General features: G+C 69.9%; 13 protein-coding genes. 10 read left to right on the top strand and 3 right to left on the bottom strand.

Going from position 1 to position 14,583, the window contains the following annotated elements:
• The first annotated feature begins 11 nt into the window (after positions 1–11).
• The 10 genes from CLV40_RS40075 (at position 12) to CLV40_RS34685 (ending at position 9,709) form a co-directional block, all read left to right on the top strand.
• Positions 12–488: a LysM peptidoglycan-binding domain-containing protein gene (locus tag CLV40_RS40075; protein WP_245931767.1), complete on the top strand. Its 477-nt coding sequence runs from the start codon at positions 12–14 to the stop codon at positions 486–488.
• Between the two features lie 643 nt (positions 489–1,131).
• The gene (gene nrdR, locus CLV40_RS34725; protein WP_104483272.1) at positions 1,132–1,608 is read left to right on the top strand and encodes a transcriptional regulator NrdR; all 477 of its coding nucleotides are present in this window, start codon (positions 1,132–1,134) and stop codon (positions 1,606–1,608) included.
• 112 nt (positions 1,609–1,720) lie between these two features.
• Positions 1,721–4,537, top strand: a complete 2,817-nt coding sequence (locus CLV40_RS34720; RefSeq protein WP_104483271.1) for a vitamin B12-dependent ribonucleotide reductase — start codon at positions 1,721–1,723, stop codon at positions 4,535–4,537.
• A 72-nt stretch (positions 4,538–4,609) separates the two neighbouring features.
• Positions 4,610–5,119 (top strand): hypothetical protein, encoded by a 510-nt coding sequence (locus CLV40_RS38605; RefSeq protein WP_181043927.1) that lies wholly within the window; start codon positions 4,610–4,612, stop codon positions 5,117–5,119.
• Between the two features lie 10 nt (positions 5,120–5,129).
• Entirely contained in the window at positions 5,130–5,855 is a 726-nt protein-coding gene (locus CLV40_RS34710) for an SDR family NAD(P)-dependent oxidoreductase (RefSeq protein WP_245931766.1), read from the top strand.
• A 10-nt stretch (positions 5,856–5,865) separates the two neighbouring features.
• A complete protein-coding gene (locus CLV40_RS34705; protein WP_104483291.1) occupies positions 5,866–6,213 on the top strand; it encodes a MerR family transcriptional regulator in 348 nt (115 codons plus the stop codon).
• 93 nt (positions 6,214–6,306) lie between these two features.
• Entirely contained in the window at positions 6,307–7,005 is a 699-nt protein-coding gene (locus CLV40_RS34700) for a ferritin-like domain-containing protein (protein ID WP_104483270.1), read from the top strand.
• A gap of 22 nt (positions 7,006–7,027) precedes the next feature.
• Positions 7,028–7,747 (top strand): SDR family oxidoreductase, encoded by a 720-nt coding sequence (locus CLV40_RS34695; protein WP_104483269.1) that lies wholly within the window; start codon positions 7,028–7,030, stop codon positions 7,745–7,747.
• A gap of 33 nt (positions 7,748–7,780) precedes the next feature.
• Complete coding sequence (locus CLV40_RS34690; protein ID WP_245931765.1) at positions 7,781–8,704, top strand: NADP-dependent oxidoreductase; 924 nt, start codon at positions 7,781–7,783, stop codon at positions 8,702–8,704.
• A 75-nt stretch (positions 8,705–8,779) separates the two neighbouring features.
• Positions 8,780–9,709: a neutral zinc metallopeptidase gene (locus CLV40_RS34685; RefSeq protein WP_104483268.1), complete on the top strand. Its 930-nt coding sequence runs from the start codon at positions 8,780–8,782 to the stop codon at positions 9,707–9,709.
• 21 nt (positions 9,710–9,730) lie between these two features.
• Here the strand turns inward: CLV40_RS34685 and CLV40_RS34680 are convergent, their stop codons facing one another.
• From CLV40_RS34680 to CLV40_RS34670, 3 genes are all read right to left on the bottom strand, one after another.
• Positions 9,731–10,777, bottom strand: coding sequence for a DUF2293 domain-containing protein (locus CLV40_RS34680; RefSeq protein WP_104483267.1), 1,047 nt, complete (start codon positions 10,775–10,777; stop codon positions 9,731–9,733).
• Positions 10,774–11,397 (bottom strand): SWIM zinc finger family protein, encoded by a 624-nt coding sequence (locus CLV40_RS34675; RefSeq protein ID WP_245931764.1) that lies wholly within the window; start codon positions 11,395–11,397, stop codon positions 10,774–10,776. Before CLV40_RS34675 ends, CLV40_RS34680 begins: the two co-directional genes overlap by 4 nt.
• A gap of 184 nt (positions 11,398–11,581) precedes the next feature.
• Positions 11,582–14,566, bottom strand: a complete 2,985-nt coding sequence (locus CLV40_RS34670) for a DEAD/DEAH box helicase (RefSeq protein ID WP_342752332.1) — start codon at positions 14,564–14,566, stop codon at positions 11,582–11,584.
• Positions 14,567–14,583: the final 17 nt, after the last annotated feature.

The raw sequence follows: 14,583 nt of genomic DNA, 5'->3' as shown, positions 1-14,583 counted from the left end.
GGGAGGTTGCGGTGGCGACTTCGGTGCAGGTGGTGCGGCGGGGATCCGACCTGGGCGAGCGGGTCGAAGGACGATCACCGGCGGCGACCGCGCCGATACGCCCGGCGCCGTCCCCGCTGCGCCGCGCGCGGCGGCACCGCCCGCCCAACCGCGGTCGGGTCGCGGGCGCGGCCAGGGTCGTCGCGGCGCCGGGGTGCGGTCCGCGACGCTCGCCGATCCCCGTTTCGGTGCTGGCTGGTGTGGCGGCCGTGGTCGCCATCGCCGTGTACGGCCTCGGTTCGGCGGCGGACTCGATGGCGGGGGCGAGCGTCCCCCAGGAGACCGCTGTGGTGCGGGTGAAGGCGGGCGAGACGCTGTCGGACCTGGCGGCCCGGATGGCGCCGGGGTCCGATGTGGGCGCGGTGGTGGACCGCATCCGCGGCCTGAACGGGCTGGAGGGGTCGACGATCTTCCCCGGTCAGCCGTTGGAGGTGCCGGTCTCGCGGTGACCGGCGGTCCGGTGTGGACCGTCGCGGTGGCCGGGTGGTGCGTGCGTCCGTCCCGGTGGGATCGACGGCCGTGGTGGGTCCGGCTGCCCCGTGGACGACGTGTTGTCGACATGCGCGTGCCGGTCCGGCTCGCCGTTGACGACGGCTCCGCGTCGATGAGTCGACACCGTCCACCCCGGCGACCCGGGGTGTGACAATCGCCCGGCGGTGTTCATGATCACTCGGGCGGGTGAGGGTCCGGCGGGGGCGCGCGGCGCGGTTCGGCGTTCGTCGGGTGCGGGGATCCCGCCCGCGACGCGCGGTGGGGTGCGTCCGGACGAGTGACAACCTCTGTTCACCTGGATGTATGAATCGCAGGGTGTGTGCGTGACCGCGCAGGGTGGTTCTCGGGCCGCGAGGGCGTGTCCGAGTTGCGCCCATGTAGGGTCGAGGCATACCGTCCACCCCAACATCTAGTGGTTACACCGATGTAGTTAGTCCACAGGTGGGGGCGGGTTGTCCACCTTCCATCCACGCGTTATCCACAGATCGATCACCAGGTGCGATCGCCGCGGGGCGCGTGGACTCAGCCGGTTGGTGGGCCCGATCGGTGGGCTGTGGTCGGTGGGCGCTGAGGTGTGCGAGCAGAGAGAAGGTCGGGGGCATGCGGTGTCCGTTCTGCCGGAACTCCGATTCGCGGGTCGTCGACTCGCGGGAGGTCGACGACGGACAGGTGATTCGCCGTAGGCGGTCGTGCGCGCAGTGCAGCAGGCGGTTCACCACCGTCGAGGAAGCCGTCCTCGCCGTGGTCAAGCGCTCCGGGGTGACCGAACCGTTCAGCCGCGACAAGGTCGTGCGCGGCGTGCGGCGGGCCTGCCAGGGGCGGCCGGTGGACGAGGACCGGTTGCAGCAGCTGGCGCAGAAGGTCGAGGAGACCATCCGCGCCACCGGCAGCGCCGAGGTGCCCAGCCACGAGGTCGGCCTGGCCATCCTCGGCCCGCTGCGCGAGCTCGACGGCGTGGCGTACCTGCGCTTCGCCAGCGTGTACCGGTCCTTCTCCTCGGTGGAGGACTTCGAGAAGGAGATCGCCGACCTGCGGGCCGCGATGGCCAAGGAACTGGCGGAACAGGATGAGCAGTAGACGTCAGTCACGGCGTCCCCGGGGCGGGGACCGCCGACTCACGCTTCGGCCGCATCGGACGGGGAGCCCGGACGTGGCCAGACCAGCACAAGACGAGGGAGAGGGACCGGTCATGACCGAGACCGTCGGGACCACCGCGGCCGACCTGGTGGGCGCACCGCGGCCAGGGCTGCGCGTGGAGCGCGTCTACACCACCGCGGGCGTGCACCCCTACGACGAGGTGACCTGGGAACACCGCGACGTGGTGATGACCAACTGGCGCGACGGCTCGGTGAACTTCGAGCAGCGCGGCGTGGAGTTCCCCGACTTCTGGTCGGTCAACGCCACCAACATCGTGACCAGCAAGTACTTCCGCGGCGCCGTGGGCACGCCGGTCCGGGAGAGCTCGCTGCGCCAGCTCATCGACCGCGTGGTCCTCACCTACGTGGCCGCGGGCGTCAAGCACGGCTACTTCGCGACCGACGAGGACGCCGAGGTCTTCTCCCACGAGCTCACCTGGATGCTGCTGCACCAGGTCTTCAGCTTCAACTCCCCCGTCTGGTTCAACGTCGGCACCAGCTCCCCGCAGCAGGTCTCGGCCTGCTTCATCCTGGCCGTCGACGACACGATGGACTCGATCCTCAACTGGTACAAGGAAGAGGGCCTGATCTTCAAGGGCGGCTCGGGCGCGGGCCTCAACCTCTCCCGCATCCGCTCGTCCAAGGAGCTGCTCTCCTCCGGCGGCACCGCGTCCGGTCCGGTGTCGTTCATGCGCGGCGCCGACGCGTCCGCGGGCACCATCAAGTCCGGCGGCGCGACCCGGCGGGCGGCCAAGATGGTCGTGCTCGACGTGGACCACCCCGACGTCGAGGAGTTCATCGAGACCAAGGCGCGCGAGGAGGCGAAGATCCGGGTCCTGCGCGACGCGGGCTTCGACATGGACCTCGGCGGGTCCGACATCACCTCGGTGCAGTACCAGAACGCCAACAACTCCGTGCGCGTCTCCGACGAGTTCATGCACGCCGTGGAGTCCGACGGCCGGTTCGGGCTGCGCTCCCGCACCACCGGCGAGGTCATCGACCGGGTCGGCGCCAAGGACCTGTTCCGCAAGCTGGCCAAGGCCGCGTGGGACTGCGCGGACCCGGGCATCCAGTACGACGACACGATCAACGCCTGGCACACCTGCCCCGAGTCGGGCCGGATCACCGCGTCGAACCCGTGCAGCGAGTACATGCACCTGGACAACTCCAGCTGCAACCTGGCCTCGCTGAACCTGATGAAGTTCCTCGCCGCCGACGGCACCTTCGACGCCGAGACCTTCGCCAAGGCCGTCGAGATCGTCATCACCGCGATGGACATCTCGATCTGCTTCGCCGACTTCCCGACGGAGCCGATCGCCGACACCACGCGCAAGTTCCGCCAGCTCGGCATCGGCTACGCCAACATCGGCGCGCTGCTGATGGCCACCGGCCACGCCTACGACTCCGACGGTGGCCGGGCGCTCGCCGCGGCCATCACCTCGCTGATGACCGGCACCGCCTACCGCCGCTCCGCCGAGCTGGCGGGTGTCGTCGGCGCGTTCGAGGGCTACGCCCGCAACGCCGACGCCCACCAGCGCGTCATGCGCAAGCACGCCGCCGCCAACGACCTCATCCGCACCTACCACGCCAACGACGCGGCGGTGCAGAAGGTCGCGACCCGCGAGTGGCAGGCGGCGCTGGCGGTCGGCGCGCGCAACGGCTGGCGCAACGCCCAGGCCAGCGTGCTCGCCCCGACCGGCACCATCGGCCTGATGATGGACTGCGACACCACCGGCATCGAGCCGGACCTGGCGCTGGTCAAGTTCAAGAAGCTGGTCGGCGGCGGCTCGATGCAGATCGTCAACCAGACCGTGCCGCGCGCGCTGACCGCGCTGGGCTACCAGGGCGAGCAGGTCGAGGCGATCGTCGAGTACATCGCCGAGCACGGCCACGTGGTGGACGCGCCGGGCCTGCGGCCGGAGCACTACGAGGTGTTCGACTGCGCCATGGGCGAGCGGTCGATCGCGCCGATGGGGCACGTGCGGATGATGGCGGCGGTGCAGCCGTTCATCTCCGGCGCGATCTCCAAGACGGTCAACATGCCGGAGTCGGCGTCGGTCGAGGAGGTCGAGGAGATCTACTTCGAGGGCTGGAAGCTGGGCCTCAAGGCGCTCGCGATCTACCGCGACAACTGCAAGGTCGGCCAGCCGCTGTCGGCGGGCAAGGGCGCCAAGGCCTCGGCCAAGGCGGAGCCGGAGAAGGTCGTCGAGTACCGGCCGGTGCGCAAGCGCCTGCCGAAGAAGCGCCCGTCGCAGACCATCTCGTTCACCGTCGGCGGCGCGGAGGGGTACCTGCACGCGGGCTCCTACCCGGACGACGGCCTCGGCGAGGTGTTCGTCAAGCTGGGCAAGCAGGGCTCGACCCTGGCGGGCGTGATGGACGCGTTCTCGATGTCGATCTCGGTGGGCCTGCAGTACGGCATCCCGCTGGAGTTCTACGTCTCCAAGTTCCAGAACCTGCGCTTCGAGCCCGCGGGCATGACCGACGACCCGGACGTGCGGATCGCCACCAGCGTCCTGGACTACCTGTTCCGCAGGCTGGCCCTGGACTACCTGCCCTACGACAAGCGCGCCCAGCTCGGCATCTTCACCGCCGACGAGCGCACCGCCCAGGTCGCCGCGGACTACGGCAGCTCGTCCGATGTGGACCTCGAGGGCCTGCGCACGTCGGTCGACGCCACCCCGCGCGCGGAGATCGAGTCCAGCCCCCGCCCGGCCACGTCGGAGGCGCACAGCTCGACCGAACTGCTGGAGCTGCACCTCGGCAAGGCCGCCGACGCCCCGCTCTGCATGACCTGCGGCACCAAGATGCGTCCCGCGGGCTCCTGCTACGTGTGCGAGGGCTGCGGCTCCACCTCGGGCTGCAGCTAGTCGGCTCGCCCGGTCCGCGGTGACCGGGTAACCCCGTCGAAGCGCCCATGTTCCCCAGGCACACTGGGGGACATGGGCGCTTTCTTGTTGGCGGGATACCTCGCGACCGCGCACGGGCAGGCCGTGTCGGTGTCCAAGTGTTTGGCGGACTTCGCGCCTGCTGACGAGTCCGACGTCTGGTTCTCGGATCCCGTGGCGGCCGCGCGGGCGGGGGAGCGGGTGCTGGGGGTGGGGTTCGCCGTTGAGGACGTACCCGAGTTGTTGGTCGACATGAGGAGTTGGCACTGGCCCGCGGCGCGAGGGCTGTTGCGGGTGGAGACGTTGCCTGACTGGCATTTCCTGGGCTTCGAGCCGGTGGGGTTCGACGGTGGGATTTGGCACACGTGGGGGTGCGTCGGCGGCTTGGTCGGTGATGTGGCCGCGGCGACCGGGGTGCGGCCCGGTGGGTGGGGGTTGATCGCGGACGAGGGGGACGCGCGGCGGGCGGCGGGGTGGTTGACCGAGTCCGGGTTGGGGGATCCCAAAGTGGAGCGGTGGTTTGCCGTCAAGGTGGTTGACCTTGTCCCTGGCGTCAACGTTTGAGGATGGGGGTGTGACGGACAAGGTTGTGGTTATCACCGGGGCTGGTACCGGGATCGGTCGGGCCACCGCGCTCGCGTTCGCGGAGCTCGGGGCGGACGTGGTCGCTGTCGGGCGGCGTCCGGGGCCATTGGGGGAGATCGCCGGTGGGCGGATCCGGGCGTTGCCCGCCGACATCACGGTGGACGCGCGGCGGGTTGTGGACACCGTTGTCGAGTGGTTCGGGCGGGTTGACGTCGTGGTCAACAACGCGGGGATCGTGGCATCGGGGGCGTTGGAGTCGGTGGCCGCCGAGGATGTCGCGGCGCAGCTGGAGACCAATCTCGTCGCGCCGATCAAGCTGACCCAGGCCGCGTTGCCGCACCTGCCCGAAGGGGGTGTGGTCGTGAACGTGAGCACCGCGATCGGTCAACGCGGGTGGCCGGGGAACTCCGTGTACTCCGCCACCAAGGCCGCGCTGGACTCGATCACCCGCAGTTGGACGGTGGAGTTCGCGCCCCGGGGGATCCGGGTCGTCGCGGTGGCGCCGGGGGCGGTGGAGACGCCGATCGCCGATCACCAGGGGTTGACCCAGGAACAGCGGCGTGAGGTTCGGGCGTGGCAGATTGCGCACACACCGCTCGGGCGGGTGGCCGCGCCGGAGGAGGTGGCGTGGGCGATCACGCGGTTGGCCTCGCCCGAGGCGTCTTTCGTCACGGGTGTGGTGTTGCCGGTGGACGGTGGTGCCGTTGTTGCGTAGTAAGAGGTTCATGCGCATCGGCGAGCTCGCCCAGGCCACAGGGACCACACCACGTGCTGTGCGGCACTACGAGCACCTAGGGCTGATTGCCTCCGAGAGGCTGCACAACGGCTACCGCGACTACGACGACGCCGTAGTGGCCCGTGTGCGCAATATCCGCTACCTCCTCGCGGCTGGCCTCACTCTCGACGACATACAAGCATTCGGCCCATGCCTGGACGGCGACATGCGCGCGGTAGAGCCATCCGAGGCCGGTATCCAGGTCGCGCGCAACCGCCTGGAGGTGCTCAACCGTCGGATAGACGCACAGGTAGAGGTGCGGGACAAACTCGCTGCCGCGCTACGCGCACTTGTGTGATGTGGCCGCAGGCGGCGTGAAGGTCTGGCGGATGTGGTGAGGGAAGCGTGAAGCCCGTAGTAATCAACCGGCTTTCCGTGCACTGTGGACACTATGAACGACAGGGAATGGCTGCGGCACTTCACCGAGGAGGTCGCGCACCGAGCGGCTCGACCCGAACCGGATTGGTCGCAAGAGGTTTGCCTGCACCCCGCGGTGATCCGAAGTATCCAACGCTTCCAGGTGGGCGAGGACGGTGACGGCACCAACCTCATCGCCAAAGCGGGCGACGGCGACTACGGCGCCACGGTGAAGCTCTTCATCGCCGAGGAGCAGAACCACGCGCGCATGCTCGCCAACCTTCTCAAGGCCGCCGACACCCCCACCATCGCCTCCCACTGGACCGACGCGGCCTTCGTGTGGCTTCGCCGCGCCCTCGGGCTGCGCCTGCAGTTGATGGTCCTGACCATCGCCGAGGTGGTCGCACTCGTCTTCTACCGCGCACTACGAGACGGAACGACCGACAAGCTCACTACGGAGGTAGCCCGCCGCATCTTGGCCGACGAACGCAGGCACGTCCCCTTCCACCGCGACCGCCTACGGTCGCTGGGCGGCCTACCGTGGGTCGCACGCGCTGGGTGGCGGCTGCTGTTCTTCGGCGCGACACTCGTCGTGCTGCTCGACCACGGTTCGGCGATGCGGGTGCTCGGGGTGTCCAGGTCGGCTTTCCTGCGGGAGGCCATGACCGAGTTCACAGTGGCGTCCGACCTGCCGGCTGTCACGAAAGGCAGGGCTGTGCAGTCAGTGGGGTGACCGCAACCCCAGGGAGGCTCCCATGACCGTCCTCGTCACCGGAGGCACCGGCACGCTCGGCCGCGACGTAGTGCGCGCCCTGCCCGACGCCAGGGTCCTCAGCCGCAGTGGCGCCGGTGTGCGCGGTGACTTGCTCACCGGCGAAGGCCTCGAAGAGGCCCTGTCCGGCGTGACCGCCGTAGTGCACTGCGCGACCACTCTCGGCCGTAAGGACATCCCCGCCACCGAGAACCTGATCGCCGCCATGCGCCAAGCAGGTAGCCCCCACCTGGTCTACATCTCGATCGTCGGCGTCGACCGCGTGCCGCTGCCGTACTACCGCACCAAGCTCGCCACCGAGCTGCTGGTCGAGGACAGCGGCCTGCCGTACTCGATCCTGCGGGCCACCCAGTTCCACGACCTCATCGCCAAGCTGTTCGCGAAGCAGCGGGCCCTGCTGTTCTACCCGGCATGCGACTTCCAGCCCGTCGACACCGGCATCGTCGCCGCCCGCTTGGCCGACCTGGCCATCGGCCCGGCTCGTGGCCGGGTAGCAGACCTGGGTGGCCCCACTGTCTGGCCTGCTCGTGACCTCGCAGCGCAGTATTTGGCGGCGAAGGGCCGGAAGGCGCTAAAAGTGCCGGTACGCCTACCCGGCGCCACTTTCGCCGCTTACCGCCGTGGTGACCACACCACGCCGGAGCACGCGGACGGCACTGTCGAGTTCACGGACTACCTGTCTGGTGACGCCCAACACAGTTGACTTCCACCAAGGTCAAGGTCCCACGCTGTGCGCATGACCCAGCACATGACCGCCGTGGCAGTCACCGGTTTCGGCGACCCGGACGTCCTGCGACCGATCACCCTGCCCGTCCCCGAACCCGGACCGGGCGAAGTCCGCGTGCGGATCAAGGCGGCGGGGGTGCAGCCCTTCGACGTCGCGGTTCGTCGGGGGGTGGGGCCTCCGGCACAGCAGGCGCGGTTGCCCCAGGTCCTCGGCAACGAGTTCGCGGGCGTGGTCGACGCGGTCGGGCCCGGCGACGCCGAGTGGGCGGTCGGTGACGAGGTGTTGGGCTTCGCGTTGTTCGGCAGCTACGCCGAGTACCGCTTGGTGCCCGCGGGGGACATCGTCGCCAAGCCTTCGGCCATGCGGTGGGAGGCGGCGGGGTCGTTCACCGCGGGTGCGCAGACCGCCACGATGGCGGTGGAGGCGCTCCAGGTGCGGGCGGGGGAGACCTTCCTCGTGCACGCGGGGGCCGGTGCGGTGGGCACGATGGCCATCCAGCTCGCCCGGCTGCGGGGCGCCACCGTGATCGCGACAGCGTCGCAGGCCAACCACGACTACCTGCGCGGACTCGGCGCCATCGCGGTCGAGTACGGCGACGGGCTGGTCGAGCGGGTCCGCGCGGTGGCCCCGCGCGGGGTGGACGTCGTGCTGGACGCGGCGGGTATCGACGCGGTGCTGGCCTCGATCGACCTGGGGGTCGACCGAGCCCGGATCGGCACCACCACGGTGTGGGACCGCGCGGCCGAGTTGGGCATCCTGCGGGTCACCGGCGTCCGCTCGGCCGCGAGGCTGGTCGGGTTGGTCGACCTGTGGTCGAGGGGTCTGCTGCGCACCCACGTCCGTTCGGTCCACCCGCTGGTCGACGCGGCAGAGGCACATCGGGAGGTGGAGACGGGGCACGGCCGCGGAAGAGTCGCGCTTGTCGTGCCCTGAACCGCCTATGATGGGGTACGGGCGCGGACGTCGGGGGTCTGTTGGCGCGCCACTGGGGGACTTCCGAGGTGGGGAATGGACGAATTCGGGCGCGGGCCGTACTACGGCCCGATGCCGTCGGTGCCCGTGGCCATCGTCGGCCCGCGCCCGGAGTCCCGTTTCCGCAGGTCGGTGGTGCTGATCCTGGTGCTGGCGATGCTCGTGGTGGGGATCTTCTGGGTGGTCCTGGTCGGCCGCATGGCAGCGGGCATGCCCCGCCCGGTCACCGGCACACCGCTCGCGGTGGGCGAGATCGATCGCGGCCAGTCGGCGAAGTCGCTGGTCGACCTCGCGGCCAACAGCCTGCTGAAGCCGGGGAGCAAACTCCCCACCACGGACTGTGAGCTGCCCGAGTTCGACACCGACCGCAAGGACCTGGAGTCGTACTACCTCGCCGCCATCGACTGCCTCAACCGCGCGTGGCGGCCCGTGGTGCTGCAGGCGGGCAACGCCTTCGTGCCGCCCAAGCTCGACACCCAGGACTCCCCGAAGAGCGACTGCGGCGAGGGGCCGAGCGAGGAGGAGGCGACCGCTTTCTACTGCTCGGAGGACCGCACGATCTACATGCCCCGCGTGCGCCTCATCGACGCGGTCTCCGACTACCCGGAGCTCCACATGGCCGTGCTCGCGCACGAGTACGGCCACCACGTCCAGTACCTTAGCGACATCTTGTACGCGGAGCGCCTCTTGGAGAACTCGGCGCCCAAGGACGAGTCGTTGGAGCTGTCGCGGCGCACGGAGTTGCAAGCCAACTGCTTCGCGGGTGTCTTCTTGGCCGCGATCAAGGACCACGGCTCCATCTCGAGCAAGTTCGCCGACGACTCCGTGGCGGGCTACGACGGCAGCGACGACACCGACACCCATGGCACAGCCCACAACCGCGGTATGTGGGCCAAGCGCGGTCTGGAGGCGGGTAACACCATCGCCTGCGACACGTGGTCGGCTCCGGTGGCCGAGGTCAAGTAAGAGCTACGGGATCGCCGCGCTTCACGGTTGACGCCACAACGCCAATACGCGGTCGATGTCGTCGCGGATGCGTTCACGGGCGGTGGCGCGTGGTACGCCCGCCATGAGCATGGCGTCGTAGTCGGTCTCCTCGTGCCGGATAGCGGCGACCACGGCAAGGGTGACCGCGTGTTCGTCCAACGCCTGACCGGCCGCCGACCGTCCCACCCGGCCGCTACTACGTGTTCCCGCGTGCTCGGCGATGGCCTGTGCGCGGGCTGTCTCCAGGCCGGGGAACAGCTCACCGATGCGTACGGCGAACGTGGCCTGGAACTCCACGTCCTGCGCGGCCCGGCGCTCGCGGTCGCGGACCTTGCGCCGCTCCCGCACCTCCTCGTCGGCCAGGCACTGCTCCTCCGCCGCCTCCAGCGCGGCGCGTTCGACGAGGATGCCCCGGCGGTCGAAGCGCTTGCGCGACTTGCTCCACTTCACCACCACCGCGGCGAGCCCGCTCGCCTTCCGCGCGCGGCGGGTCAGCGCGGCGTCGCCGGACGGCAGGTACACCAGGTGACCCATGTCGGCGCAGTCGAGGCACAGCGGCACCTCGTGCTCCAGGAAGTGGAACTCGCCGGTGTCCCGGCACTGCGCGCAGTGCCACGCCTTGTCGGGGTGGATCACCACGAGGTCCGGCGCCTTGGCCTGGCGCTCGGCGACCTTGGCGAGCCGGGCGGGGGACAGGTCGGGGTCGGTCCACTGCGTGCGGAACGAGGCCTCGGCGTCCTGGTCGCCCGCCGAGCTGAACAGCAGCCGCCTGCGGTCCCTGGTCGCGGCGACGTGGTCCACTTCGGACCTGGTCAGGCCGCGGTCGGCCGCCCACTTGTGCAGGCTGCCCAGCGCCTCCAGCAGCCGTGGTGGCGGCACGGCCGCCTGGGTGTCGAGGTGCGGTGTCCGGCCGAGCTCCCACGCCTGCACGGTGCGCCCGCTGATCCACCCGAGTCCGGAAAGCACGTCCAGCGGGGCGACGACCTTCTTGCGCCGCAGCAACTCCTCGGCCACTTCGGCCACCCGCCGGTCCAGCTTTCCGCTCATGTGTCCTCCTCGTTGGCCATGGTCTGGTAGGCCGGTCGCAGCCAGTCGACGACCGGGCGTCCCGCCACGGTCAGCCTTAGCGGTGGTAGTCGGTCCAAGATGGCGTCGGGTCGTCCTCTTACCGGCATTGAGGTCGGCAGGGTTACCTGCGCACCCCAGAACGAGTCGAGTAGGTCGCCAAGAGGTTCCGCGTTGTCGGTGGGTTCCGCATGGTCCTCACGGAGCCCGCGGAGGTTGTCGAGCAACTCCTGCCTACTACGTCCACGCCAGGCCAGGATCTCGAAGGGGTCGGAGTCGAAGGATTCGGCCAAGAGGTAGCAGGTCGCGGCGAGATGCTTGCACGGCACCTCCCAGTCCGGGCAGGAGCAATCCATGGACAGCTCCTGGAAGCTGTCCGGGAACAACCGCAGCCCGACCTCGCCGAAGACCCGCTCGATGTCCTGCGGCATCTCACCGGCGAGCAGCTTAGCGAGGAACAACGCCTGTCCCGCAAGCGCTTTCTCGACCTCGAACCACTGGTCGGAGGTGAACGCCTTGACGCTGATGCGCACCCGGTAGGGCTCCGGCCGCGAACCCTGCACTTGCGCCACAACGATGCTGGTGGACAACGACATGCTCATGACCTGTCCGGCCCGCGCATAGCGCTTACCGCGTTCGAGACGTCCTCCGAGCCCCAACAACTCCAACGCCTCGATGAAGCGCCGCGACCACCACGTGCGCGCGATGTCGCCACGCTGGCTACGCGCGCGTACGCCACCCTCCACCGGGATGGGACCGGAGGGCGTATCGTCCCGCCACCACTCGTCACTCACCGACAGCCTCCGACGACAGGGTGACGAGTTCGCGAAGTTCGGCTGTCGACAGCTCGGTGAGCCAGTTCTCGCCGGATCCGATCACCAGTCGCGACAACGCCTTCTTGTCCTCGATCATCGCGTCGATGCGCTCCTCCAACGTGCCGATGCACACGAACTTGCGCACCTGCACGTCCCGGCGCTGCCCGATGCGGTAGGCGCGGTCGGTCGCCTGGTCCTCCACCGCCGGGTTCCACCAGCGGTCGAGGTGGATGACGTGGTTGGCCGCGGTCAGCGTGAGACCGGTACCCCCGGCCTTGAGGGACAGCAGGAAGATCGACGGGCCGGTCCCGGACTGGAACCGCTCGACCATCGCGTCCCGCTGCCGCTTGGGTGTCCCGCCGTGCAGGAACGCCACCTCGGTGTCGAACCGGGCCGCCAGGTGCGGCACCAGCATCCCGCCGAACTCGGCGAACTGGGTGAAGCAGAGCGCCCGGTCGCCCTCGGCGAGCACCTCCTCCAGCGTCTCCTCCAGCCGGGCGAGCTTGCCGGAGCGGTCGGCGACCCGCGACCCGTCGCCGAGGAAGTGCGCGGGGTGGTTGCACACCTGCTTGAGCTTGGTCATCGTGGCGAGCACGAGTCCCTTGCGCTGCACCCCCTCGGCTTCCTCGATCTTGGCGAGCATGTCGTCGACCACCGCGCGGTAGAGCGTGGCCTGCTCGGTGGTGAGGTTGCAGAACTGCTTCATCTCGAGCTTGTCCGGCAGGTCGTCGATGATCGACGGGTCGGTCTTCACCCGCCGCAGCACGAACGGTCCCGTGATGCGCCTCAGCCGCGCCGCCGCGTCCTCGTCGCCGTGCCGCTCGACCGGGACGGCGAACCGGGCGCGAAACCGCGTCAGGGGGCCGAGCAGGCCCGGGTTGGCGAAGTCCATGATCGACCACAGTTCGGCGAGCCGGTTCTCCACGGGTGTGCCGGTCAACGCCACCCGGTGCCGCGCGGGCAGGGCGCGTAGTACCTGGGATTGGCGGGAAGCGCTGTTCTTGATGTTCTGCGCCTCATCGAGCACGATCCGGTGCCAGCCCAGGTCGGCGAACTTCTCCGCGTCGCGGGTCGCGACCGCGTAGGTGGTGACGACGAGGTCGACGTCCGCGATCGCGTTGGAGAACTTCTCTCCGGTAAGCCTGTTCGCGCCGTGGTGGACATAGACCCGTAGTCCCGGTGCGAACTTCTCCGCTTCCCGTTGCCAGTTGCCCACCAACGACATGGGGCACACGATGAGTGTTGGCGGTACTACGGCGTCGGCGCGGGTAAGAACCTCTAGAGCGAGGAGTTGGATGGTCTTGCCCAAACCCATGTCGTCGGCGAGGCAAGCACCAAGGCCCAGTCGGTCAAGGAACGCCAGCCACGCCAGACCGCGTCGCTGGTAGGGCCGTAGTTCCGCGTGGAGCCCTTCCGGTGTCTCGGCGGGCTCCAGCGTCGCCTCGACGTCGCCGCTGAGCAGGTCGGCCAACCACCCGAACCCGCCGATGCCGACCACGGGGACCGGGAGGCTCTCGTCGTCGGCCATCCCGGCCAGGTCCAGCACGTCGCCGACCGACATCTGACCGCTGCGTGAGCGCTCCAGGAACGCCATGGCGGCGCTCAGCCTCCGCTGGTCGACCTGTACCCACTGCCCGCGCACGCGGACCAGGGGCACCTTCGCCGCGGCCAGGTCACGCAGCTCCCGCTCGGTGAGCGTCGCGTCGCCCAGCGCCAGGTCCCAGCGGTAGTCGACCAGTTGGTTCCTGGCGAGTGGGGTGGTGCGGGTGACGGTTCCGGCGGCGCCGCGACTCGTAGTGGTCAACCGCAATCCCACCGCCGAAGACGTGCGGGACCACGCGGGTAGCAGAACACCGAACCCGGCTTGGTCGAGCGTCGCGGCGGCGGTGAGGAAGCGGTGCGCGCCATCGGCGTCCACGCGCAGTTCGACCGGTCGCCGCGTGCGGAGGCACTCGTCCAGGTCGGGCAGGATCCGCGCGGCACGGCCCAGTTCGGCCAGCAGCAGTTCCTGCGGCCGGGCGACCCAGCGGTGCAGCAGGGCGTCCCGCGTCCGCTGCCACACCTGCTCGGCGGGCACCAGCACGCTGGGGTCGTCGGCGGCTTGGAGCAGGAACTCCAGTACCCAGTCGGTGTCGTCGGACGCGGGTGCGCGCAGTCGGAAGCACGCCCGGATCGGGCCGTCGTGCGCGCCGCCCGCTCGCCACTCGTCCAGTTCGGCGGCCAAGCGCGCGGCCCGTTCGGGCGCGAGGTCGAGGAGGGGGTCACCGGTCAACGCGGCCAACAACGCGACGGGCTCGCCGTCTGCGGGCCTCTTCGGGCCTAGGCGTGTGCCCGCCAAGCGAGAGCGGGTAGCGCCGTCGACGAACGCGTCCAGCATCGGCCGCAAGACCTCGTCCGCGCGCCTACCGTCCATTCCGTCGACCTGCACCGCCCGCAGCGCGGGAGGCATGGCCTCACGAAGACGGGCGTACCGGGCCGAATCCGCCCCCGACAACGCGGGACGCCACCGCGCTGCGGGACCGTCCTCCTCGCTCACCACCGTCGGTAGTACCTGACCCCGACCGACGAGGTCTTCGGCGAACGCGGACACCGCACTCAGGTACCGCACACTCGTGCCCACGCGCACGTCACCCCGCTCGGGCACCGCTCCTCGCGCGAACGCCGCCGCCGACATCCGCACCGCGGGCACCCGCCACGTCGACAGCTTCACGGCGCCGCGCGGTGTGGCGGCTCTGGCCAGCGGATCGCGTACCAACTCCGGGGAGGCCACGGGCGCGGACGGGTGCGACGGCAAGAGCACCAGGTACTCGTCCACCACGCCGTGGACCAGTTCCGCCAAGGCGCGCGACGGCAGGGCGAACGGGTGGTCCGAGACCGCCTTCGTCGCCCGGCCCTGCCGACGCGCGGGTAGGCCGGAGTCCTCCGCCCAAAGCGCCACATCTCCGGCGACAGTCACCAGACAGTGCAGCGCCA

Source organism: Actinokineospora auranticolor (assembly GCF_002934265.1).
Taxonomy (GTDB): domain Bacteria; phylum Actinomycetota; class Actinomycetes; order Mycobacteriales; family Pseudonocardiaceae; genus Actinokineospora; species Actinokineospora auranticolor.
This window is presented reverse-complemented; position numbering and strand designations above follow the sequence as displayed.